The following is a 22,187-nucleotide window of genomic DNA, read 5'->3' as shown; positions in this document are numbered from 1 at the left end:
CCATGAGCGCCACGCAGACCGGCTACGCCCCGACGGAGCGCACCGTCCCGACCCGGTCCCGCCCGCGCGCCCACTACGACCGCGAGACGGTGCACTCGATCCTCGACCAGACCTACCTCTGTCACCTCGGCTTCGTCCGCGACGGCGCCCCGGTGGTACTGCCCACCCTGTACGCGCGCGTCGGCGAGACCCTCTACGTCCACGGCTCCACCGGCTCGCGGCCGCTGCGCGGCGCCGCCACCACCGACCCCGGCCTGCCGGTCTGCCTGACCGTGACCCACGTGGACGGCCTGGTCCTCGCCAAGTCGGCCTTCCACCACTCGATCAACTACCGGTCCGTGGTGGTGCACGGCACCGCCTACGCCGTGACCGACGAGGCGGAGCGGCGGACCGCCCTGGACGCCCTGGTCGACCAGGTGGTGCCGGGGCGCTCGGCCGACTCCCGCCCCGCGGACGCCAGGGAGTCCGCCGCCACCGCCGTGATCCGGCTCGACCTGCTGGAGGTCTCCGCGAAGATCCGCACCGGCGGCCCCAACGACGACCCCGAGGACCTGGCACTCCCCCACTGGTCGGGCGTGGTCCCGGTCGCGCGTACGTACGGCACCCCCGTGCCCGCGGACGGCCAGGACCCCGCCATCGCCCTGCCGGACTACCTCGCCGCGCTCTGAAGCGGCGCGACCGGTGCCGCCGGCAGCCGCTCCGCCGGGCGGCGGGCCTCCGCGACGATCAGCGCGAGGACCGCCGCCAGCAGCAGCACACCGCCGAACACCACCGCACCGGTCAGTTCCTCCCCGAGCAGCAGTACGGCGATCACGGCCGCGCCGACCGGCTCGATGAGCATGATCACGGACACCGTCGCGGCACGGACCGCGGCCGCGCCGGTGAAGTAGAGGGCGTACGCGAGCGCGGTCGGCACCGCGGCCACGTACACCATCAGCCACAGCACCCGGCCCGGCTCGGCGCTGTGCGGCAGCAGCCCCTCGACCAGGGCGAGCGGCAGCAGGCAGACCGCGCCCACGCCGGCCGACCAGGCCGTGGTGACCAGCGGGTCCCCGGAAGTCCCGGACCTGCCGGCCCGGCGCGTCCGCAGCGTCATCGCCGCGTACCCGGCCGCCGACAGCAGCGCCCAGCCGACGCCGACCGGCCGCACCTCGGCGTCCGTGCCGCCGAGGACGAGCACCACCAGCCCGGCGAGCGCCGCGGCGACGGCGAGGGCCCCGCCGCGCCCGAGCCGCTCCCCCATCCAGTGGCGGGCGCCCAGCGCGATCAGTACGGGTCCGGCGCCGAGCGTGACGACGGTCCCCACCGCCAGCCCGGTGTCGCGCACCGCCGCGAAGTAGGCGGCCTGGAAGAGGGTGAAGAGCAGGCCGGTGACGACCAGCGAGCCCACGGCGGGTCGAGGCCGGGCGGGCCGGCGGCGGCGCACCGCGAGCACCCCGAGCAGCAGCACGAGGCCGCCCGCGCACCTCCAGAAGGAGAGCGAGAGAGGCCCGAGGTCACTGGCGAGGAAGAGCAGGGAGGCCGCCGCTCCGGCGGTGCCCCAGGCGACTCCGGCGACGGCGAGGTACAGCAGACTGCGCCCGGCGGGCGAGTGGTCGGACACGTGTTTTCTCCGCGATCTGCGCGCTTGCGTGAAGCAGGAAGGATGAAGGGGTTGCGTCATCGCTTCGCGGGCAGCAGGGACCGGCCCGGTGACTCCCGGGCTGGAACGGTCTCGGCGGTGGCCGCCCGCGCTAGGCGGCGGGGGGCGGCAGCACGGTCGAATGCATGCTCGCCAGCCTAGGCGGTGGTCGACTCCCGGTCCACCGGGACCCCGGCCGCGAGGACCGCGCCGGGCTCCCCCGGCGGTGGTGGCGCATCCGGCCGCGCCGTACGGGAGGACTGGGCGATGAGGGCGCCGCCCAGCACCAGCGCACCGCCGAGCACCTGCGGCGCGGACAGGTGCTCGCCGAGGAGCACCCAGGCCAGCACGGTGGCGACCACGGCCTCCAGGCAGGCCACCACTCCGGCCACCTGCGGGGAGAGCCTGCGCACCGAGACCACGCCGGTGAGGTAGGCGAGCGCGGTGGCGACCAGCACCACCCAGCCGAGCAGGACCAGACCGGGGACCTGCGCGCCGGCCAGCTCCGCGGTCCCGCCGAGCACCGACCAGTCGATCTGCCAGGGACGGGCGATCGCGGTCATCACCAGGGTGCCGATGATCAGGCCGAACGCCGCGACGCCGAGGGGGTCGGGGACCTCCTCACCGTCGGTGCCCTGGTCGGCGAAGACGAAGTAGAAGGCCTGGCAGCAGGCGGCGGCGAGGCCGAGCAGCACGCCGAGCGGGTCCAGGCTCAGCCCCGACCAGATCTCCACCACGCAGGCCAGGCCCACCACGGCCACCGCCGCACCGGCGGCTGCCGCCCTGCTCACGGGCTTGCGCTGGACGAAGCGGATGTAGCCGAGCAGCAGGGCGGGGCCCAGGTACTCCAGCAGCAGGGCCACGCCGACCGGGATGCGGGACAGGGAGGCGAAGTAGAAGGCCTGCACGCCGGCGACCGCGACGAGGCCGAAGCCCGCCAGCAGGGCCGGCTTGCGGCGCAGCAGGCAGCGGTGGCGCCAGGCCAGCGGGGACAGCACGAGGGCGCCGCCGGCGACCCTGAGCCACACCATGTGCAGCGGGTCCAGACCCGCCTCGATCAGCGGCTTCGCCGCGACTCCCGAACCGCCGAATGCGGCCGCCGAGACGAGCGCTATGCCCAGTCCGGCGTTCTTCCCTGACGCTTGCATTCCGCCATCATGGCAGCCGACCGTCAGGACCGTCACGTGGGTGACACCTGTTGAGACGGGTCCCGATTTCTGACGGGTCATCAGTATTGAATGTTGCGGCCGCCGGGACTACGTTCCGCGCACGTGTCCCGACGAGAAGGGGTGGTCGCATGGCCGAAGTCACGGTGGAGTCGCGCATCGAGGCGTCCGCCGCCAAGGTCTGGTCCCAGCTGACGGACTGGGGTGCGTACGGCGAGTGGAGCCAGACCCACACCAGCTTCCCCAAGGGCGGCCCTCAGACCCTCGCGGTCGGCGCCACCTTCGAGGAGAACATGAAGATGATGGGCTTCCCGGCCGAGGTCACCTGGACCATCGAGGAACTGGAGGCCGAACGCGTCTTCGCGATCAAGGGCAAGGGCCCGATGGGCGTGGTGGTCGGCACCCGGTACACGCTGGTGCCGGACGGCGGGGCCACCACCGTGCGGGTGGACGGCGAGTTCACCGGCGCCGCGGTCTCGCTGATGGCCGGCAAGCTCAAGGACTCGGCCACCGCCGCTCTCACGGAGTCGCTGCGCAAGCTCTCCGGGCTGGTGACCTGACCGGCGCCCGTACACCCCGATCACACGCGCGGGCGCCCTCCGGCAGCACGGCCGCGGGGCGCCCGCCCGCGTCCCGGCCTCCCGGCCTCCCGCCTCCCGCCTCCCGGCAAGGCCAGTGCTCCCGGATTGGCCTTGGATCACACGGCGGTCACGGCCCTACCGTCGGCTCATGCGCATTCGAATCGTCGACGCCTTCAGCGACCGGCCCTTCGGGGGCAACCCCGCCGGCGTCCTGCTCCTGGACGGCGGCTTCCCCCCGGACGCCTGGCTGCAGCAGGTCGCCGCCGAGGTCGCCCTCTCCGAGACCGCCTTCGCCCACCCGCTCCCGCCCGGCGGCGACGCCGACTGGGCCCTGCGCTGGTTCACCCCGGCCGCCGAGGTCGACATGTGCGGCCACGCCACCCTGGCCACCGCCCACGTCCTGGCGAACAGCGGCCTCGCCACCGGCACCGTCCGCTTCTCCGCCCGCTGCGGGATCCTCACCGCCCGCACGAACCCCGACGGCACGGTGACCCTGGACTTCCCGACGTCCTCCCTGACCCCCTGCGACGCGCCCGCCGAGATCGCCGGCGCCCTCGGCGGCGTCGCGATCCTCTCCGTGCACGACACCTCCGAGCACATCGGCGACCTGGTGGTCGAACTGGCCGACGAACCCACCGTCCGCGCCCTGCGCCCGGACCTCGCCGCCCTGCGGGCCTTCGGCAGGCGCGGGATCATCGTCACCGCACCGGCCGAGGACCCCTCCCGCGGCTACGACTTCGTCTCCCGCGGCTTCTTCCCGCTGTTCGGCATCGACGAGGACCCCGTGACGGGCAGCGCCCACACCGCCCTCGCCCCGTTCTGGGCGGCGCGCCTGGGCCGCGAGGAAATGACCGGCCTGCAGGGCGGCGCCCGCACCGGCCTGGTCCGGGTCCGCCTGGCCGGCGACCGTACGCTCCTCACCGGCCACGCCGTGACGGTCATCGACGGGGAGCTGCTCAGCCGCCCCTGACCGCCGCCGCGCCGGCGGGGACGCCGCTACGGGGTGGGCAGCCAGTCCACCTTGCCGGCCAGCAGCGCGTACCCGCCGAACGCGACGACGTCGAGCAGGGCGTGCGCGACGACCAGCGGCCCGACCCGCCCCCAGCGCCGGTACAGCAGCACGAAGACCGCCCCCATCACGGCGTTCCCGACGAACCCGCCGATGCCCTGGTAGAGGTGGTACGAGCCGCGCAGCAGGGAGCTGGCCAGCAGCACGGCCGGCGGCGACCAGCCCAGCCCGTCGAGCCGGCGCAGCAGATAGGCGAGGACGATGACCTCCTCCACCACCGAGTTCTGCACGGCGGAGAGGATCAGGACGGGGAACTTCCACCACACGTCGGGCAGCGCCTCCGGCACCACCGTCAGGTTGAAGCCGGAGGCGCGGGCCACCAGGTAGAAGGCCAGCCCGGCGCTGCCGATCCCGGCGGCGACCAGGGTTCCCCGCCCCAGGTCCGTCCAGGGCCGGGAGCGGTCGAAGCCGAGCACGCGCAGCCCCGGTGCGCCTTCCCGGGTCAGCAGGTGGGCCACCAGCAGCACCGGCACCAGGGCGCTGGCGATGCCGAACAGCTGCCAGGCGAGGTCCAGCCAGGGACGGCCGGGAGCGTAGGAGCCGTTGAGGGTGGCCGCCTGGTCCTTCAGCCCTCCCGGCTTGGTCAGCGAACCGATGAAGCTGATCAGCGCGGAGAGCGCGCTGGCCCCCAGCGAGAGCGCCAGCACCAGCAGGGTCTCGGTGCGCAGCAGGGCCCGCCGCCGGTCCTCGCCCAGCTCCTCCAGCACCGGTTCCGCCCGCACTCCGACTCCGTTCCGCCGTCCCGCCGTCCGCTTCGACCACCCATACTGCCTGCTCGGTGGCGGACGCGGGTCACGGGGCGGGGCGGGGCGGCGGACGGTCACCGGCGCAGCCCGACCGGGGCGCTCGCCTCCTCCTCCGGCAGGCCCACCGGCCAGGTGTGCACCGGATCACCCCGGTGCATCAGCTGGCTGTAACGGCGGGTGGTCGCGGCCAGCGCCGCGCCCCGGTCCAGCCCGGAGTCCAGGGCCCGGTGGTAGGTGTCCACCTGCCAGGTGGCCCCGTTGACCCGGCGCCGGCACCGCTCCTCGATGATCCCGAGGTAGTGGTCCCGGTCGGCGGGCTCGATGCCCCAGGCGTCCAGCCCGGCGGCGGCCATCGGGAGCAGCTCGTCCAGGATCAGGCGGACGGCCGGTACGCTCACCAGCCCGCCGGAGCGGCCCCGGCGCGGCCACCGCACCCGCGCGTCGATGCCGTACCGGCAGGCGGCGTCGAAGTTGGCCTCGGCCTCGGCGAACGGCAGCCGGCTCCACACCGGGCTCTTCTCGTCGGCGAGGGTGCGGACCAGGCCGTAGTAGAAGGCGGCGTTGGCGACCACGTCGGTGACGGTCGGTCCGGCCGGCAGCACCCGGTTCTCCACCCGCAGGTGGGGCACCCCGTCGGCCACCCCGTAGACCGGGCGGTTCCACCGGTACACGGTGCCGTTGTGCAGCACCAGCTCCTGGAGACTCGGCACCCCGCCCTCGGCCAGCACCCGCAGCGGCTCCTCCTCGTCGCAGATCGGCAGCAGCGAGGGGAAGTAGCGGACGTTCTCGGCGAAGAGCTCGTAGGCCGAGTCCACCCAGCGCTCCCCGAACCAGGTGCGCGGCCGGACCCCCTGGGCCTGGAGCTCGGGCGGCCGGGTGTCGGTGGCCTGCTGGAACAGCGGGGGCCGCGACTCCCGCCACAGCTCCCGCCCGAACAGGAACGGCGAGTTCGCGCCGACGGCTATCTGCAGGGCGGTCACGCACTGCGCGGCGTTCCACACGTCGGCGAACCGGGCCGGGGTGACCTGGAGGTGCAGCTGCACGGAGGTGCAGGCGGCCTCCGGCACGATCGAGCCGGCGGTCCAGCTCACCCGCTCCACCCCGTCGATGTCCAGGTGGAAGTCCTCGCCGCGCATCATCAGGATCTGCTCGTTCAGCAGCGAATACCGGTCCACCGCCGACAGGTTGGCGGCGACCAGGTCGGCGCGGGTGATGGTCGGCAGGATCCCGATCATCACGACGCCGGCGTCCACCTCCGCGGCCTGCCGGTGGGCGTAGCCGAGCCCGGCGTCGAGCTCCTCGGCGAGCTGGTCGAATACCCTCCCGCCGAGCCGGTGCGGGAGTATGTTGACCTCCAGGTTGAACATTCCGAGTTCGGTCTGGAAATCAGGGCTGGCAATACGGTCCAGAACCTGGGCATTCACCATTCTCGGCAGTCCGTCGGGGCCCGCGAGATTCAGCTCGATCTCCAGACCCATCAGATTCCTGGGCCGGTCGAACCTCTTCTCGGCCAGAAGCCGCTCCAGTCCCTCCAGGCACTCGTGAAGCTTCCTCCGATACCGATGCCGATCGGACAGGTCGAATCCGCCTGCCACGACCTTCTCCCCCATCGAAGCTTCCCTCCTCGAGTGGGCCCCACCCGGATACCCGGGCGCGGGCGTTACGCCCGATGATGCCCGGCGACCCGGTCGGTGACACCTCCCGCACGCGACTGGCGGACGGCGCGCGCCGGTTCGGCCGGCGGGTCGCTTTGGCACATTCACCCGGCACATTGCGCCGTGAGAAATACGTGACCATGACCCGTCTACTGGGCGAACGCATTACCGACGCTTTCCAGCCGAGCCCCCGTCGGGTAACCTCCGAGGTCAGCGCGAGACCCTCGCGCGCCCTCGGCATGAAATCCATGACAGCGGGACCGGTAAGCCCCTTGTCCGCAATGGGCGGGACAGCTAGCCGAAACACTGTGTGAACACGTGTCGTATAAACTCCGCAATCGAGGCAGAGAGTCGGCGCGCGGCCATTGCCCCACAGCCCCCCTCTGGCCCCAGAATGCGTCAGCCCCCTCAGCACCCACCCGCCCCCGCACCACCGGTCTCCCAAGCGAGAGGCGACCCACTATGCCGCTGCAGTTCCCCCCGGCCCCCGCGCCCGCCCTGCGCAGCGTCCTCGCAGCACTCGGATCCCCGTCCGCGCTCAACGAGGCGCACACTCCGGCGCTCCGCGCCCTGCAGGGCCCGGTCACCGCCGAACTCCCGCTCCCGGTCCACGTACTGGACCGGGTGGTCGCGGGCGGCCGGCCACCGCGGACCCGGCTCACCGCGTGGCGGTTCCTGATCCGCGGCGGGGACAGGTTCGTCGCCGCGGCGGACACCCGGCTCACCCCGGACGGCTGGGCCTTCTCCCACTTCTTCGAGGGTCCCTACGTGGCTGCCACCGAGCGGGCGCTGCGCCAGGCCGAGTCCCTCGGGACCGGGTACCAGCCGCGGCTGCTGTCCGTGCCGGAGCTGTACATGCTGACCCTGTGGCTGCACGGGGCGGTGGGCGCCAGTCCCGCCGCCGGGCTGCCGGCCGCCGCGGACCTGCTGGTCCCGCTGGCTCCGGCGCCACCGGGGATCGCGGCGTTCCGCCCGCACCCGGTCTCCGAGCTGCTGCCCGTGATGACCCACCGGCTGACCCCGACCGCGCTGGCCGGTGAGGCCGCCTGACCCCGTTGACCCATTCGGACTAGTCCCTCGGGGTGGGTTCGTAACCATCCGAAATGACAGGGGAGTTGGGCTGAACCGCCCGCACGAGTGATGCGTCATCAATCTGTGAGGACAGCTGCCGGAAATCCCTGCGGAGCAACGCCCGTGGGGCAACACTGGGACCCTGACCACACCGAGATTGATACGGGGGGGCGGCCATGAACAACGCGGACACCGCATCGAGCCGCAGCACACAGACCACGACGCAGCGAAAGAACGCATCCATGTGCACGCACCAGCCTGCCTGTCCCTCAGCCGACTCCGCCGACCGGGAGGCCGCGCACCCCGTGGCCAACCACCCGGAACAGGGCTGGAGCCTGCTGTGCAACGGCGTCCTGCTCTTCGAGGACACCGGTGAGCTGCTGCCGGACGGCCAGATCATCGCCCCGCACCGCCCGCTCGTGGCGGCGCGGGTGGTGAAGGCCGCGTAGTCTCCGGTGGGAACGGGACCGGCCCGGGAGCCTTGCAGCTCCCGGGCCGGTCCTTTTCGCGTGGCCGCGCGCTCGCGCCGGGCCTCAGTTGTCGTACTCGTCCAGCGGCGGGCAGGAGCAGACGAGGTTGCGGTCGCCGAAGGCGCCGTCGATCCGGCGGACCGGCGGCCAGTACTTCTCGGCCGCGACGACCCCGCCCGGGAAGACCGCCTCGTCACGGGTGTACGCGTGGTTCCACTCGCCGCCCAGGGCCGCCGCCGTGTGCGGGGCGTTGGCGAGCGGGTTGTCCCCGGCCGGCCATTCGCCCGTGGCGACCTTCTCGATCTCGGCCCGGATGGCGATCATCGCGTCGCAGAACCGGTCGATCTCGGCCAGGTCCTCGGACTCGGTGGGCTCGATCATCAGCGTGCCGGCCACCGGGAACGACATGGTCGGCGCGTGGAAGCCGTAGTCGATCAGGCGCTTGGCGATGTCGTCGACCGAGACGCCGGTGGACTTCGACAGCGGGCGCAGGTCGATGATGCACTCGTGGGCGACCAGACCGCCGGGGCCCGTGTACAGCACCGGGTAGTGCGGCTCCAGGCGCTTGGCGATGTAGTTGGCGCCGAGCACGGCGACCTGGGTGGCGCGCTTGAGGCCCTCGCCACCCATCAGGCGGACGTACGACCAGGAGATCGGCAGGATGCCGGCCGAACCCCACGGAGCGGCCGAGATCGGGCCGACGCCCGTGGCCGGGCCGGCGGTCGGCTGCAGCGGGTGGTTGGGCAGGTACGGCGCCAGGTGGGCGCGGACACCGACCGGGCCGACGCCCGGGCCGCCGCCGCCGTGCGGGATGCAGAAGGTCTTGTGCAGGTTCAGGTGCGAGACGTCGCCGCCGAAGTGGCCGGGCTTGGCCAGGCCGACCAGGGCGTTGAGGTTGGCGCCGTCGACGTATACCTGGCCGCCGGCCTCGTGGACCTGGGCGCAGATGTCGGCGACGTGCTCCTCGAACACGCCGTGGGTGGACGGGTAGGTGATCATCAGCACGGAGAGCTCGTCGCGGTGCTGCTCGATCTTGGCCCGCAGGTCCTCGACGTCGATCTCACCGTCGTCGGCGGTCTTGACGACGACGACCTTCATGCCGGCCATCACGGCGCTGGCCGCGTTGGTGCCGTGCGCCGAGGACGGGATCAGGCAGACGGTGCGCTGCTCGTCGCCGTTGGCGCGGTGGTAGGCGCGGACGGCCAGCAGGCCGGCGAGCTCGCCCTGGGACCCGGCGTTCGGCTGGATGGAGACCTTGTCGTATCCGGTGACCTCGCAGAGACGTTCCTCCAGCTCGCTGATGAGCGTGGCGTAGCCCTGGGCCTGGTCGATCGGCGCGAACGGGTGCAGCTGGCCGAACTCGGGCCAGGTCACCGACTCCATCTCGGTGGTCGCGTTGAGCTTCATGGTGCAGGAGCCCAGCGGGATCATGCCGCGGTCGAGCGCGTAGTCCTTGTCCGCGAGCTTGCGCAGGTAGCGCAGCATGGCGGTCTCGGAGCGGTGCTGGTGGAACACCGGGTGGGTCAGGTAGGCGTCCGACCGCAGCAGGCCCTCGGGGAGCGCCTCGGCGGCGACCGCGTCGAGCGCGTCGACGTCGGCGGCGACACCGAAGGCGGCCCAGACCGCCTCCAGGTCGGCGCGGGTGGTGGTCTCGTCGCAGGCGATGGAGACGTGGTCGGCGTCGGCCTGGTGCAGGTTGACCCCGCCCTCGCGGGCGGCGGCGACGACCTCGGCGGCCTTCCCCGGCACCTTCGCGGTCAGGGTGTCGAAGTACGAGCCGTGGACCAGCTCGACCCCGCCGTCGGTCAGGCCGGCGGCGAGCACGGCCGCGTACCGGTGGGTGCGGCGGGCGATCTGCTTCAGGCCCTCGGGGCCGTGGTAGACGGCGTACATGCCGGCCATGACGGCGAGCAGCACCTGCGCGGTGCAGATGTTGCTGGTGGCCTTCTCGCGGCGGATGTGCTGCTCGCGGGTCTGCAGGGCCAGGCGGTAGGCCTTGTTGCCGTCGGCGTCGACGGAGACGCCGACCAGGCGGCCCGGCAGCGAACGGGCGTGCTTGGCCTGGACGGCCATGTAGCCGGCGTGCGGGCCGCCGAAGCCCATGGGGACGCCGAAGCGCTGGGTGGTGCCGACGGCGATGTCGGCGCCCAGCTCGCCCGGGGAGGTCAGCAGGGTCAGGGCCAGCAGGTCGGCGGCGACGGTGACGATCGCGCCGAGCCCGTGGGCCTGGTCGATGACCGGCTTGAGGTCGCGGACGGCACCGGAGGCGCCGGGGTACTGGAGGACGACGCCGAAGACGCCGCGCTCGGCGATCGCCTCGGGGATGCCGGCCGACAGGTCGGCGACGACGACCTCGATGCCCAGCGGCTCGGCGCGGGTCTCGATCACGGCGACCGTCTGCGGCAGGGTGTCGGCGTCGACGAGGAAGACGCCGCCCTTGACCTTGCCGACGCGGCGCGCCAGCGTCATGGCCTCGGCGGCGGCGGTGCCCTCGTCGAGCAGGGAGGCGCCGGAGGTCGGCAGGCCGGTGAGGTCGGCGACCACGGTCTGGAAGTTGAGCAGCGCCTCCAGGCGGCCCTGCGAGATCTCCGGCTGGTACGGCGTGTACGCGGTGTACCAGGCCGGGTTCTCCATCACGTTGCGGAGGATCACCGGCGGGGTGAAGGTGCCGTAGTAACCCAGGCCGATCATGGAGGAGAGGACCTGGTTGCGGTCGGCGAGCGAACGCAGCTCGGCCAGCACCTCGGCCTCGGTCCGGGCCGACGGCAGGTCCAGCGCCTCGGCGCTCTTGATGACGTCCGGTACTGCGGCGGCGGTCAGCTCGTCCAGGGAGCCGTAGCCCACCTGAGCGAGCATCTTCGCCTGCGCCTCGGCATCCGGGCCGATGTGGCGCTGCTCGAAGGGGATGCCTCGCTCCAGCTGGGAGAGCGGAATGCGGTTGGCGGTCATGTACGGAGGCCTCCTGGTCTGTACGACCTGCGAGGGGCACCACGGCGCGGGCGCCCGGACGGCCTCCCCCTCTGTCATCTCAACCTGAGAGCTTCACCGGTGCCACCCGGGGATCGCCCGGGGAACGCCGGCTTTCACCGTCGGTGAGGGAGGCGCCCGGTACTGCGGGGACCGGTGTCCACCCTGCTTTCCAGAGTGGCCTCGTCCGTGCGGTACGTCTGCCTGAGAGATTCCGGGGAGGATTTGCTCCTTCGGCGCCTCCGTCTTGCTCACTCGGAGGACTCTCCCGCACAGGGTCAACAGCCGACACCCAGCCTACCAGCGCGGATCCGGGGCCTTCCGGGGTGCCCGTGGAGCCCGGCTCAAGTGGCCCGCGCCCCGGATATGGCCTTACGTAGTCATATCGGATGCGAGTTGCGATCCATGCGACCACTTGGAGGGACCGTGCAGTCCGAGATCGATCCCCGCAGTCTCATCGGCCGCAAGGCTTTCGACCGCAACGGCGTCAAGATCGGCACCGTCGACGAGGTGTACCTGGACGACGCGACCGGGGTCCCCGAGTGGGCGGCCGTACGCACCGGCCTGTTCAGCCGGGACGCCTTCGTCCCGCTGGAGCCGAGCGAGGTCGTCGAGGACACCCTCCGCGTGCCCTTCGACCGCTCCCTGATCAAGGACGCCCCCGACTTCGGCGTGGGCCGGCACCTCTCTCCCGAGCAGGAGCTCCAGCTCTACCACCACTACGGCCTGGACACCACGCTGCCCAGCGAGTTCCACCACGACCACGACTTCGGCCAGCGCTAGCGCCCCCGCCGCCGCCCCTCCTTCAGGCCGGCCCGTCCGCGGGCCGGCCGACCAGCGGGATCGGGTCCGAGGGTTCCAGTTCCGGATCGTCCACCAGGAAGGTGCGCACCCGGCCCGGCGGCGACCCCGGCTGTTCGAACCGCACGGTGACCCGCCCCACCCCGCTCCCCTGCACCCAGCCCGGCCCGTACACGGCGTGCCGGACGTCGCTCCCGGCCGCCCAGCGGCGTTCGGGGGCGGCGGGGGCCTCGGGTGCCGCCCCTTCCGTCACGGGCTCCTCCAGGGCCTCGGGAGCCCCGGCGGCACCGCTGTCGCCGCCATTGCCGGCGGGGGCCGCGGCCAGGGTCAGGGACTGCGCGAACAGGTCCTCCTGGGTGTAGTCCGTCAGCCCGGACACCCCGACGCCGAGCAGCCGGATCCCGCCGGTGGTGTCGACGCCGTCCAGCAGCCGTCCCGCGGCCTCCCGGACCACCGCCGGGTCGTCGGTCGGCCCCCGCAGGGTCTCGGACCGGGTCAGCGTCGAGAAGTCGTACCGGCGGACCTTGAGCACGATGGTCCGGCCGGAGTGTCCCGAGGCGCGGAGCCGCTGCACGCACCGGTCGGCCAGCCGCTGGACCTCGTACCGGATCCGGATCCGGTCGTGCAGGTCCACGTCGAAGGTGTCCTCGACCGACACCGACTTCGCGTCCCGTTCGGCGACCACCGGGCGGTCGTCCAGGCCCAGCGCCATCCGGAACAGGCCGACCCCGGCCGCCCGGCCGACCAGCCGGACCAGCTCGTCCTCGCCCGCCTCCGCCAGGTCGCCCACGGTGGTGATGCCGGCGCGCCTGAGGTGGTCGCCGGTGGCCGGGCCGACCCCGGGCAGGGTGCGCACCGGCATGGGCGCCAGCAGTTCCCGTTCGGTTCCCGGCTCGATGACCAGCAGGCCGTCCGGTTTGGCTTCCTCGGAGGCCACCTTGGCCAGCATCTTCGACCCGGCCAGCCCCACCGAACCGCTGAGCCCGGTGCCCCGGCGGATGTCCGCGCGCAGGCGCTCGCCGGCGGCGCGCGCCGAGGCCGTGTCGTACGCGGCCCCGCCGGCCTCCAGGTCCACGAAGGCCTCGTCCAGGCTGAGCGGCTCGACCAGCGGGGACAGCTCGCGCAGGAGGGCCATGACGTGGTCGCTGACCGCCCGGTACAGGGTGAAGCGCGGGATCAGGTAGGCGCCGTTCGGGCACAGCCGCCGGGCCTGGGCGGTGGGCATCGCCGAGTGAACGCCGAAACGGCGGGCCTCGTAGGAGGCGGTCGCCACCACCCCGCGCGGGCCGAGACCGCCGACGATCACCGGCTTGCCGCGCAGGCTGGGCTTGGCGGCCTGCTCCGCCGAGGCGTAGAAGGCGTCCATGTCCAGGTGCAGGATGGTCGGCGCGGCTCTCACACCCCGATGCTCCCCCACACCACCGACAATGTCCCGCAAGAACGTTCGACAAGCGTCCCACGGACCACGGACCCCACTGAGCCCGCGGGCACCGGCCGTGGCCGCAGTGCGGTCAGACCGCCCGGTTGCGGCGGGCCGCGAGCTCGTCCGCAGGGTTGTGGCCGATCAGCGTCTCACCGGTGTCCACCCGCTCGCCGTGCAGCTGGGACAGGGCGTGCTCCACGTCCCGCCACACCACGCCGACGGCGATCCCGAAGATCCCCTGGCCGCCCTGGAGCAGGTCGACGACCTGGTCCGGCGAGGTGCACTCGTACACCGTCGCGCCGTCGCTCATCAGCGTCATGCGCTCCAGGTCGGCGAAGCCGCGGTCACGCAGGTGCTGGACGGCGGTCCGGATGTTCTGCAGCCCGACCCCGGTGTCCAGGAAGCGCTTGACGATCTTCAGCACCACCACGTCGCGGAAGCTGTAGAGCCGCTGGGTGCCGGACCCGTACGCGGGCCGCACGCTCGGCTCGACCAGGCCCGTCCGCGCCCAGTAGTCCAGCTGGCGGTAGGTGATGCCGGCCGCGGCGCACGCCGTCGGCCCCCGGTACCCGATCTCCTCGTACTGCGGTTCGCCGCCGCGCTCCGGGGCGACCGGCGCGCACTCCGGCGACCGGCGCGCGGGACCCGTCGCACCACCGTGCAGCGGGTACGGCCCGCATTCACTCCGTGTGGGGACGCCCCCGGTCGTACCGTCGCCCGTGACTCTCACGCCGACCCTCCGTCCTTGACCTGCCATCTCGACGGTAGGCAGTCACCAGGGCAGCGTCAACGATCGCCACACTCGGCACGCCGAGTGATAATCACCCTGAGAGTGGTTTCCCGTGCCCCTTTCCGGGGAACGGCTTACCGAATGGGGCAGAACACCGCTCACTGGTTGCTGGTGCCGAAGTCCTCCGGCGAGATCTGGTCGAGGAACTCGCGGAACTTCTCCACCTCGTCCTCCTGCTCGTCCGGGATGGCGATGCCGGCGTCGTCGAGCACCCCGTCACTGCCGTAGATCGGCGTACCGGTGCGCAGGGCCAGGGCTATGGCGTCGGACGGTCGCGCGCTGACCTCCACCCCGCTGGCGAACACCAGTTCCGCGTAGAAGACGCCCTCCCGCAGATCCGTGATCCGGACCTCGGTGAGCTCCTCGCCCAGCGCCTCCAGCACGTCCTTGAACAGGTCGTGCGTCAGCGGCCGGGCCGGGGCCATGCCCTGCTGGGCGAAGGCGATGGCCGTGGCCTCCCCAGGACCGATCCAGATGGGGAGGTACCGGTCGCCTCCCACTTCACGCAGGAGCACGATCGGTTGGTTGGAGGGCATTTCCACCCGGACACCCACAACGTCGAGCTCGTTCACACAGCAACCCTAGGACGTGCCGCGCCGGTTTGGGTAGTCGGGGCCGCCCGGCTCAGTTGAGCCGCACCCCGAGAGCGGTCTGCACCAGGGCCTCGTGCAGCCGTACGGAGAGTCCGGCGAGCTCCTTCATGGTGGCCTCCGCATGCGCCCTGGTCTGCGGATTGCGGTGCCGGCGCAAGGGCGCCACCACCTGCTCCACCAGTCCCGCCTCCCGGTCCGCGGCGGCCTTCATGGCCCGCAGGTGGCGCGGCTCGAGCCCGAACCGGCCCAGGTCGGCGACCAGCCTCGCCACCGTCACGGCCTGCGCATCGAACCCGCCCCCGGGCACCTCCGCGAGCAGCCCGTACGACTCCCACTCGACGAGCTGCGCCTCGTCCACCTCGGCGGCCGCGAGCAGCTCAGCCCGCCCCACCCGGGCCACGGTGGGCCGCTCCGCGCCCTCCGCGGCGGCGTCCCCGTGCGGGGAGGGCGCGGGGATCCGGAGCGGCTCACCGGCCGCCTGCCCGTCCAGCTGCTCGCGGATGACCTTGAGCGGCAGGTAGTGGTCGCGCTGCAACCTCAGGATCCGGGCCAGCCGCTCGACGTCGCCGGGGCTGAACTTGCGATATCCGGAAGGTGTGCGGCTGGGCTCCACGAGCCCCTCCGCTTCCAGGAAACGGATCTTCGAGATGGTGACTTCGGGGAACTCGTCGCGCAGCAGGTTGAGCACCGTCCCGATGCTCACCAGCCGCCCGGCCGAGCCCGCGGTGCCGTTCCCGGCACCGCTGGTCGGTGTACGCAGCATGGACCTTCCCTGGGAGAGTCCCCCCGGACTTCAGTCCGGGGGCGTCAGACGCCCCGCTGGCTCGCGTAGAACACCAGCCGGTACTTGCCGATCTGCACCTCGTCGCCGTTGTTCAGGGCGACCTCGTCGATCGGGTTCCGGTTGACGTACGTGCCGTTGAGGCTGCCCACGTCGGCGACGGTGAATCCGCCGTCCTGGCGCCTGCGGAACTCGACATGCCGCCGGGACACGGTGACGTCGTCCAGGAAGATGTCGCTCTGCGGGTGCCGGCCCGCCGTGGTCAGCTCGCCGTCCAGCAGGAAACGGCTGCCCGAGTTGGGGCCGCGCCGGACGATCAGCAGCGCCGAGCCCGGGGGCAGCGCCTCCACCGCGGCCTGCGCCTCGGGGGACAGCGAGGACGGCACCTGCTGCCCGGACACCTCGGCCTCGTAGGCCTCCAGGCCCGAGATCGAGATGGTGGAGGTGGTCTCCGAGGCACGCTCCGGGGTCAGCCCCGGCCGCAGCGGCGCCCCACAGCGCGAGCAGAACCGGCTGGCCGCACCCGCATGGTGCCCGCACCTGCTGCAAACCTGCTCGGCCGACATGGACGGCTCCTCGCTCCGCGGGTGCCCCGCGGAGGCACTGGTCGCATACGGGTCGGGCTCAAAGCCTCCACCCGCACCGGAGGTTGACGGTTCACCGAAACCTATGCGGCCCGTCGCGGCGGGGTCGACGGGCGACGCGCCCGCACTGCCGCCTCCGCCCGCGACCTCGTCACGGAACAGCGGCCGGTCGCCGTGGCCCTCGGCCTCCCCCTGCCCGGCACGGTGCCGCGCCGCTCCGCCTTCCTCGCGGTTCTTCTTGCCGAACAACTTCTCAAACAACTTCACGGGCGATTCCCCTTGACCGAAACAGACCCGCCCGTGGGGCAGGACGAACTCCGCATGCACAACCTGCCGACCCGGACATTCTCACAACGTCCGAAACCACCAGACAGTTTCCACTACGCACCGCAACTTCGGTGCCTCGACCCCCCGCAGGGCGCCTCATGACGATGACGACCGAGCGTAGTCAGGCTGCTTCGCTGCCCGCAAGGCATCAACGACGATCTTGGTCGAGCGTACGACAGTGGCCGTAGCCTGCTCCTTCTCCAGCGTCTGGATGACACCACCGGGAATGTTGAGCGCGGGCTCCAGGTCCTGCGGCTTGCCGATCACCTTGAACTCGTAAGGCTGTGTGATCTTCCTACCGTCGACGCCGACACCCCCGTTCTCATCGGAGAAGTAAGAGCCCGCCACCACCCGCACACCGTTGACCTGGATCGCCTCCGCGCCGGCCGCCCGCAGCTCCTGGATGGCGTCCAGCAGCATGTCCGAGGTCACGAGCCCCTTCGGGTCGGAGACCTTCAGCGTGATACCGGGCCCCTGCGCAGCCACGGTACCCGCCAGGATGCCCAGTTGGCGCTCCTTCTCCACGGTCTGCCTGCGCGCCTCCTCGGCCTGGTTGGAGCTGCTCTCCAGCTCCCTGCGCTGGTCCTCCAGCCGCTGCTTCTCGTCCTCCAGCCGCTGGGTGCGACCGTCGAGCTCGTCCAGGATCCGCACCAGGTCCTCCTGCCGCGCCCCGCGCAGCGCGCTGGAGTCGGTGTGCGACCGGACCTGGATGGCCAGCCCCAGCCCCAGCACGAAGAGCAGCAGCGCGACGATCAGTTGGGCCCGGCTGAACCGCGGCGGCCACAGACCGGCCTTGAGCCGCTGCCGCCCGGTCTCCGCGGTCGGCGCCTCCGGCGGCAGGGCCCGCTCCGGCGGAACCGGGCGCTCCGGCTCCGGCGTCTCCTCGGGAGTGTCATGCGTACTCATCGAACCGTCCTCACGCCCGGAACACGTGCCGACGGATGGCGGCGGCGTTGGAGAAGATGCGGATGCCCAGCACGACGACCACACCGGTGGACAGTTGCGCCCCCACGCCGAGCTTGTCGCCCAGGAACACGATCAGCGCCGCGACCACCACGTTCGACAGGAAGGACACGACGAACACCTTGTCCACGAAGATGCCGTCCAGCATCGCGCGCAGACCCCCGAACACCGCGTCCAGTGCCGCGACGACGGCGATCGGCAGATAAGGCTCGACCACCGCCGGCACCTCGGGCCGGACCAGCAGTCCGACCACCACTCCGGCCAGCAGGCCCAGTACCGCGATCACGATGCACCCTTCTTCGGCTCTACTGCTGTCGCTGTCCGCACGTTCAGGCTGGACGCCGCCGGCAGACGCACCTCGTCCTCGGCGGACAGGGTGGAGCGGATCCCGTAGTTCTCCTGCAGCACGTGCAGGTACTGCCCGTCCGCGCTGTCCTGGAACTCCGTCCCGAGGCGGCCCTTGTCCCCCACCGCCAGCACCTCGTAGGGCGGCACCAGCGGCCTGTTGTCGACCAGTATCGCGTCACCCGCGGCACGGATCGCCGACAGCGCGGTCAGCCGCTGCCCGTTGATGGACACCGCTTCCGCACCCGCCTGCCACAGCCCGTTCACGATCCGCTGCATGTCGCGGTCGCGCAGCCGCCCGGTGTCGGAGAACCCGCTGTTCTCCCGGGGCCCCCCACCGCCGGAGGCGGCGTCGCCCGCGTCGTCCACGACGAGCTTCAGCCCGGGCCCGCGCACCTCCGTGGCGCCCGACAGGAGCGCCGCCAGGTGGCCCTGGTCACCGCCGTGCTGCCGCAGCGCGGCCCGCTGCCGTGCCGCGACGTCCCCGCGCAGCGCGTCCACCGAGCGTTCCAGGTCGTCCGCGCGCGCGTCGGCGCGCTCCACCCGGTCGATCAGCTCCTGCCGCTCCTTCGCGAGCACGGGCGCGCTCGCCTGCGTCTGCGCCGCCCCCAGCGTGACGACCATGGCGGCGAGGACCAGCCCGGCGGCCAGCCCCAGCTTCGCCCTGAGCGTGCGCGGCAGACCGGTGGTGCCCTGCGCCTCGCGACGGGCCGCGGCCTCCGCGTAGCCCTCGTCGAGGCTGTGGTCCATCACGTCCGTCAGCAGCGACATGGAGGCGTCCGGACGCCGCCGACCGGAGGCCGGGCTCCCGTTGTTGTGCGGCTGCGACATGCCGCACATCGTCGCACGTCGGGCGGGCGGGCGACCAATGCCCCCGCACGGGAGGGGCGGGCGGCGGCACGCGACCGCCGCCCGCCCCCGGGCTCCCCGACCGTACGGACCTCACCGCCGGAGCGGTGCGGCCCTCACTGCCCGGCGCCGTCCACCACCGCGGCCCACTCCTCCAGGAGCGCCTGCGCGGAGGCGTCGTCCGGCCCCTCGGCCCACAGGTGCGTCACGGCTTCCGCCGGGTCCGGCAGCACCAGCGCCCAGCGACCGTCCGCCTCGACCACCCGCACCCCGTCCGTGGTGTCCACGTGCCGGTCTCCGGCCGCTTCCACCACGCGCCGCATGACCAGCCCCTTGACCGCCCACGGGGTCGGCACGTCGCGCCGGAGCACGTGCGCACGCGGTATCCGGGCGTCGATCTGGCTGAGGGTGAGCTGCGTCCGCGCCACCAGTCCGATCAGCCGCACGAACGCCGCCGACCCGTCGTAGACGCTGCTGAACTCCGGAACGATGAACCCGCCCCGGCCGTCACCACCGAAGATCGTGTTCTCCAGCCGCCCGACCCGGGTCAGGTCGTCGGGCGAGGTCGTCGTCCACTCCACCTGCGTGCCGTGGTACGCCGCGACCTGCTCGGCGATCCGCGTGGTCGTCACCGGCAGCGCCACCCGGCCGCTGCGCCGCTCGGCCGCGACCAGGTCCAGCAGCACCAGCAGCGCCCGGTCGTCCTCGATGATCCGCCCGCGCTCGTCGACCAGGGAGATCCGCTCGCCCACCGGGTCGAAGCGCACGCCGAACGCGGCCCCGGCGGAGGCGACGATCTCGCCGAGCCGCACGAGTCCGGCCCGCCGGGATTCCGCGGTCTCCGTGGGCCGCGACTCGTCCAGGCCGGGGTTGATCGTCAGCGCGTCGACCCCGAGCCGGCCCAGCAGGCTCGGCAGCACCAGCCCGGCGCTGCCGTTGGAAGCGTCCACCACCACCTTCAGGCCGGACTCGGCGATGCCGCTGATGTCGACGCGCCGCAGCAGCGAGCCGGTGTAGGAGTCGAAGACGCTGGAGGGGAACTGCAGGTCGCCGATCTCGCCGGGGAAGGCCCGCCGGTACTCCTGGCGCGCGTACACGCGGTCCAGCTTGCGTTGCTGGGCCTGCGAGAGGTCGGCCCCGCGCTCGTCGAGGAACATGATGTCCACCGAGTCCGGCACGCCCGGGGAGGTCCGCAGCATGATGCCGCCGGCGCTGCCCCGCGCGGTCTGCTGCCGGGCGACGGGCAGCGGCACGTTCTCCAGGTCACGCACGTCGATCGCGCTGGCCTGGAGCGCCGAGATCACGGCCCGTTTGAGGGCGCGCGCGCCCCGGGAGTGGTCGCGGGCCGTGGTGACGATGGCGCCCTTCTTCAGGGTGGTCGCGTACGCACCGGCGAGCCGCACCACCAGCTCGGGGGTGATCTCCACGTTCAGGATGCCGGTGACCCCGCGGGCGCCGAAGAGGTGCGCCTGGCCCCGGGACTCCCAGATGACGGAGGTGTTGACGAAGGCGCCGGCCTCGATCGTCTTGAACGGGTAGACCCGCACGTTGCCCTGGACGATCGATTCCTCACCGACCAGGCACTCGTCGCCGATGACGGCGCCGTCCTCGATCCGGGCGGCCCTCATGATGTCGGTGTTCTTGCCGATGACGCATCCGCGGAGGTTGCTGTGCGGCCCGATGTACACGTTGTCGTGGACGACGGCCTTGTGCAGGAACGCCCCGCTCTTGACGACCACGTTCGACCCGACGACGGTGTGCTCGCGGATCTCGACGCCGGCTTCGATCTTGGCGTAGTCGCCGATGTACAGCGGCCCGCGCAGCACGGCGTCGGGGTGCACTTCGGCTCCCTCGGCCACCCACACCCCGGGTGAGATCTCGAAGCCGTCCATGTCGACCTGGACCTTGCCCTCGAGGACGTCGGCCTGGGCCTTCACGTAGCTCTCGTGGGTGCCCACGTCCTCCCAGTAGCCCTCGGCCACGTACCCGAAGATGGGCCGGCCTTCCTTCATCAGCTGCGGGAAGACGTCACCGGACCAGTCGACGGGCACGTCGGGGTCGACGTAGTCGAAGACCTCGGGCTCCATGACGTAGATGCCGGTGTTGACGGTGTCCGAGAAGACCTGCCCCCAGGTCGGCTTCTCCAGGAACCGCTCGACCTTGCCCTCCTCGTCCACGATCGTGATGCCGAATTCCAGCGGATTCGGCACCCGGGTCAGGCACACCGTGACGAGTGCGCCCTTCTCCTTGTGGAAGTTGATGAGGTCGGTCAGGTCGAAGTCGGTGAGGGCGTCACCGGAAATCACAAGGAAGGCATCGTCCTTCAGGGCCGCCTCGGCGTTCTTCACGCTCCCGGCGGTGCCGAGTGGCTTCTCCTCGTTCGCATAGGTGAGCTCCATGCCGAGCTCTTCGCCGTCCCCGAAGTAGTTCCTGACCAGTGAGGCCAGGAACTGCACGGTGACGACGGTTTCATTGAGCCCGTGCCGCTTCAGCAGCCTGAGTACGTGCTCCATGATCGGTCGGTTCGCCACCGGCAAGAGGGGCTTGGGCATGCTCGAGGTCATGGGGCGCAGGCGGGTGCCCTCGCCACCGGCCATTACGACGGCCTTCATGTCGGAAAAGTCCTCCTCGGCTCATCTATCGGAGCGGTCCGCCTTCAGTAGGCGACGGACCTGAACCACGTAGAGGATTCCTGCCCACCAATAGAGGGTTGTACCCCATCCTGCGAACGCCCATCCGAAAACGGACGCGAGCCACGCCAGCCAACCCGCTCCATCACTGAGGAGGAGCAACGGGAAGGCGTACATCAGGTTGAAGGTGGCGGCCTTCCCGAGGAAGTTCACCTGCGGCGGCGGATAGCCGTGCCGGCGCAGTACGAGCACCATCACGCCGAGCAGTGCGTCACGGGCGAGCAGGGCGAGCGTCAGCCACAGGGGCAGGATCTCCCGCCAGGTGAGCCCGAAGAGGGTGGTCAGGATGTACAACCGGTCGGCCGCGGGGTCGAGCACCCGGCCGAGGTTGCTGATCTGGTTCCACCGGCGGGCCAGTTTCCCGTCGAGGTAGTCACTGACACCGCTCAGCATGAGTACGAGCAGTGCCCACCCGTCGTGCTCGGCGAGGATCAGCCAGAGGAACAGGGGTACGCCGGCGAGGCGTGCCATGCTCAGGATGTTCGGAATGGTGAAAATTCGGTCAGTCTGAACCCGAGTCTCCTGGACCTCCACCCGGGGGCCTCCACTGTGAACGTGCGAACGATGTCTCTCGACCCTACAGGAGAACAGGTGTGCCCTAAACGCAGAAAAGCCCCGTACCAGATCACTCGATCGGTACGGGGCTTCCCGCAATGATTGTTCGGCGGCGTCCTACTCTCCCACAGGGTCCCCCC

21 protein-coding genes and 1 riboswitch are annotated in these 22,187 nt (G+C 71.9%); of the genes, 6 read left to right on the top strand and 15 right to left on the bottom strand.

Features of this window, described 5'->3' with window-relative positions; all coding sequences use genetic code 11:
- The first annotated feature begins 2 nt into the window (after positions 1 to 2).
- Positions 3 to 668: a pyridoxamine 5'-phosphate oxidase family protein gene (locus ACFY61_RS09890; RefSeq protein ID WP_389469379.1), complete on the top strand. Its 666-nt coding sequence runs from the start codon at positions 3 to 5 to the stop codon at positions 666 to 668.
- Here ACFY61_RS09890 and ACFY61_RS09885 read toward each other — a convergent pair.
- Positions 650 to 1,603 (bottom strand): DMT family transporter, encoded by a 954-nt coding sequence (locus ACFY61_RS09885; protein WP_389469377.1) that lies wholly within the window; start codon positions 1,601 to 1,603, stop codon positions 650 to 652. The two genes, ACFY61_RS09890 and ACFY61_RS09885, sit on opposite strands and share 19 nt — an antisense overlap.
- Positions 1,604 to 1,779: 176 nt before the next feature.
- The gene (locus ACFY61_RS09880) at positions 1,780 to 2,769 is read right to left on the bottom strand and encodes a DMT family transporter (protein ID WP_389469375.1); all 990 of its coding nucleotides are present in this window, start codon (positions 2,767 to 2,769) and stop codon (positions 1,780 to 1,782) included.
- Positions 2,770 to 2,918: 149 nt separating this feature from the next.
- Between ACFY61_RS09880 and ACFY61_RS09875 the strand changes: the two genes are divergently transcribed.
- Complete coding sequence (locus tag ACFY61_RS09875; RefSeq protein ID WP_389469372.1) at positions 2,919 to 3,347, top strand: SRPBCC family protein; 429 nt, start codon at positions 2,919 to 2,921, stop codon at positions 3,345 to 3,347.
- 169 nt (positions 3,348 to 3,516) lie between these two features.
- Complete coding sequence (locus ACFY61_RS09870; protein ID WP_389469369.1) at positions 3,517 to 4,338, top strand: PhzF family phenazine biosynthesis protein; 822 nt, start codon at positions 3,517 to 3,519, stop codon at positions 4,336 to 4,338.
- 26 nt (positions 4,339 to 4,364) lie between these two features.
- On the opposite strand, the gene ACFY61_RS09865 is transcribed toward ACFY61_RS09870, so the two are convergent.
- On the bottom strand, positions 4,365 to 5,159 hold the full coding sequence (locus ACFY61_RS09865; protein ID WP_389469367.1) for a CPBP family intramembrane glutamic endopeptidase: 795 nt from the start codon (positions 5,157 to 5,159) through the stop codon (positions 4,365 to 4,367).
- A gap of 98 nt (positions 5,160 to 5,257) precedes the next feature.
- Positions 5,258 to 6,793: a glutamate-cysteine ligase family protein gene (locus tag ACFY61_RS09860; protein WP_389469364.1), complete on the bottom strand. Its 1,536-nt coding sequence runs from the start codon at positions 6,791 to 6,793 to the stop codon at positions 5,258 to 5,260.
- A 507-nt stretch (positions 6,794 to 7,300) separates the two neighbouring features.
- Here ACFY61_RS09860 and ACFY61_RS09855 point away from each other — a divergent pair.
- Both ACFY61_RS09855 and ACFY61_RS09850 read left to right on the top strand, forming a co-directional pair.
- Positions 7,301 to 7,888 carry a hypothetical protein gene (locus ACFY61_RS09855; protein WP_389469362.1) on the top strand — a complete coding sequence of 196 codons (588 nt, stop codon included), beginning with the start codon at positions 7,301 to 7,303 and terminating at the stop codon, positions 7,886 to 7,888.
- Between the two features lie 263 nt (positions 7,889 to 8,151).
- A complete protein-coding gene (locus ACFY61_RS09850) occupies positions 8,152 to 8,358 on the top strand; it encodes a DUF5999 family protein (RefSeq protein ID WP_389469359.1) in 207 nt (68 codons plus the stop codon).
- A gap of 84 nt (positions 8,359 to 8,442) precedes the next feature.
- On the opposite strand, the gene gcvP is transcribed toward ACFY61_RS09850, so the two are convergent.
- Complete coding sequence (gcvP, locus tag ACFY61_RS09845; protein WP_389469356.1) at positions 8,443 to 11,328, bottom strand: aminomethyl-transferring glycine dehydrogenase; 2,886 nt, start codon at positions 11,326 to 11,328, stop codon at positions 8,443 to 8,445.
- A 200-nt stretch (positions 11,329 to 11,528) separates the two neighbouring features.
- A riboswitch (glycine riboswitch) is annotated at positions 11,529 to 11,627 on the bottom strand.
- A 145-nt stretch (positions 11,628 to 11,772) separates the two neighbouring features.
- Here gcvP and ACFY61_RS09840 point away from each other — a divergent pair.
- Positions 11,773 to 12,129, top strand: a complete 357-nt coding sequence (locus tag ACFY61_RS09840) for a PRC-barrel domain-containing protein (RefSeq protein ID WP_389469353.1) — start codon at positions 11,773 to 11,775, stop codon at positions 12,127 to 12,129.
- 22 nt (positions 12,130 to 12,151) lie between these two features.
- Here the strand turns inward: ACFY61_RS09840 and ACFY61_RS09835 are convergent, their stop codons facing one another.
- The 10 genes from ACFY61_RS09835 to ACFY61_RS09790 all read right to left on the bottom strand — a co-directional run bounded on the left by ACFY61_RS09835 (position 12,152) and on the right by ACFY61_RS09790 (position 22,026).
- The gene (locus ACFY61_RS09835) at positions 12,152 to 13,546 is read right to left on the bottom strand and encodes a DNA polymerase IV (RefSeq protein WP_389469351.1); all 1,395 of its coding nucleotides are present in this window, start codon (positions 13,544 to 13,546) and stop codon (positions 12,152 to 12,154) included.
- A gap of 112 nt (positions 13,547 to 13,658) precedes the next feature.
- Positions 13,659 to 14,300 carry a MerR family transcriptional regulator gene (locus ACFY61_RS09830; protein ID WP_389469349.1) on the bottom strand — a complete coding sequence of 214 codons (642 nt, stop codon included), beginning with the start codon at positions 14,298 to 14,300 and terminating at the stop codon, positions 13,659 to 13,661.
- Between the two features lie 158 nt (positions 14,301 to 14,458).
- Positions 14,459 to 14,932: a bifunctional nuclease family protein gene (locus tag ACFY61_RS09825; RefSeq protein ID WP_389469347.1), complete on the bottom strand. Its 474-nt coding sequence runs from the start codon at positions 14,930 to 14,932 to the stop codon at positions 14,459 to 14,461.
- A 52-nt stretch (positions 14,933 to 14,984) separates the two neighbouring features.
- Positions 14,985 to 15,716 (bottom strand): MerR family transcriptional regulator, encoded by a 732-nt coding sequence (locus tag ACFY61_RS09820; protein WP_389469345.1) that lies wholly within the window; start codon positions 15,714 to 15,716, stop codon positions 14,985 to 14,987.
- 44 nt (positions 15,717 to 15,760) lie between these two features.
- Positions 15,761 to 16,585, bottom strand: coding sequence for an FHA domain-containing protein (locus ACFY61_RS09815; protein ID WP_389469342.1), 825 nt, complete (start codon positions 16,583 to 16,585; stop codon positions 15,761 to 15,763).
- Positions 16,586 to 16,741: 156 nt separating this feature from the next.
- On the bottom strand, positions 16,742 to 17,551 hold the full coding sequence (locus ACFY61_RS09810) for a DUF881 domain-containing protein (RefSeq protein ID WP_389469340.1): 810 nt from the start codon (positions 17,549 to 17,551) through the stop codon (positions 16,742 to 16,744).
- A 10-nt stretch (positions 17,552 to 17,561) separates the two neighbouring features.
- Positions 17,562 to 17,894 (bottom strand): small basic family protein, encoded by a 333-nt coding sequence (locus tag ACFY61_RS09805; protein WP_189973628.1) that lies wholly within the window; start codon positions 17,892 to 17,894, stop codon positions 17,562 to 17,564.
- Positions 17,891 to 18,793 carry a DUF881 domain-containing protein gene (locus ACFY61_RS09800; RefSeq protein ID WP_389469338.1) on the bottom strand — a complete coding sequence of 301 codons (903 nt, stop codon included), beginning with the start codon at positions 18,791 to 18,793 and terminating at the stop codon, positions 17,891 to 17,893. The genes ACFY61_RS09805 and ACFY61_RS09800 overlap by 4 nt, the downstream gene beginning before the upstream one ends.
- A gap of 125 nt (positions 18,794 to 18,918) precedes the next feature.
- Positions 18,919 to 21,414 (bottom strand): sugar phosphate nucleotidyltransferase, encoded by a 2,496-nt coding sequence (locus ACFY61_RS09795; RefSeq protein WP_389469336.1) that lies wholly within the window; start codon positions 21,412 to 21,414, stop codon positions 18,919 to 18,921.
- Positions 21,415 to 21,435: 21 nt separating this feature from the next.
- A complete protein-coding gene (locus ACFY61_RS09790; protein ID WP_389469334.1) occupies positions 21,436 to 22,026 on the bottom strand; it encodes a CDP-alcohol phosphatidyltransferase family protein in 591 nt (196 codons plus the stop codon).
- Between the last annotated feature and the right edge of the window lie 161 nt (positions 22,027 to 22,187).

It is taken from the genome of Streptomyces sp. NPDC012888 (assembly GCF_042900645.1).
GTDB lineage: Bacteria > Actinomycetota > Actinomycetes > Streptomycetales > Streptomycetaceae > Streptomyces.
The sequence above is the reverse complement of the archived record's forward strand: the minus strand, read 5'-3'. Positions and strand labels throughout refer to the sequence as shown.

Coding starts and splice junctions, on each gene's coding strand:
- ACFY61_RS09870 (WP_389469369.1), top strand. CDS start 3,517: ATGCGCATTCGAATCGTCGACGCCTTCAGCGACCGGCCCTTCGGGGGC.
- ACFY61_RS09800 (WP_389469338.1), bottom strand. CDS start 18,793: ATGTGCGGCATGTCGCAGCCGCACAACAACGGGAGCCCGGCCTCCGGT.
- ACFY61_RS09795 (WP_389469336.1), bottom strand. CDS start 21,414: ATGAAGGCCGTCGTAATGGCCGGTGGCGAGGGCACCCGCCTGCGCCCC.
- ACFY61_RS09850 (WP_389469359.1), top strand. CDS start 8,152: ATGTGCACGCACCAGCCTGCCTGTCCCTCAGCCGACTCCGCCGACCGG.
- gcvP (WP_389469356.1), bottom strand. CDS start 11,328: ATGACCGCCAACCGCATTCCGCTCTCCCAGCTGGAGCGAGGCATCCCC.
- ACFY61_RS09890 (WP_389469379.1), top strand. CDS start 3: ATGAGCGCCACGCAGACCGGCTACGCCCCGACGGAGCGCACCGTCCCG.
- ACFY61_RS09875 (WP_389469372.1), top strand. CDS start 2,919: ATGGCCGAAGTCACGGTGGAGTCGCGCATCGAGGCGTCCGCCGCCAAG.
- ACFY61_RS09855 (WP_389469362.1), top strand. CDS start 7,301: ATGCCGCTGCAGTTCCCCCCGGCCCCCGCGCCCGCCCTGCGCAGCGTC.
- ACFY61_RS09880 (WP_389469375.1), bottom strand. CDS start 2,769: ATGCAAGCGTCAGGGAAGAACGCCGGACTGGGCATAGCGCTCGTCTCG.
- ACFY61_RS09820 (WP_389469345.1), bottom strand. CDS start 15,716: ATGCTGCGTACACCGACCAGCGGTGCCGGGAACGGCACCGCGGGCTCG.
- ACFY61_RS09860 (WP_389469364.1), bottom strand. CDS start 6,793: ATGGGGGAGAAGGTCGTGGCAGGCGGATTCGACCTGTCCGATCGGCAT.
- ACFY61_RS09810 (WP_389469340.1), bottom strand. CDS start 17,551: ATGAGTACGCATGACACTCCCGAGGAGACGCCGGAGCCGGAGCGCCCG.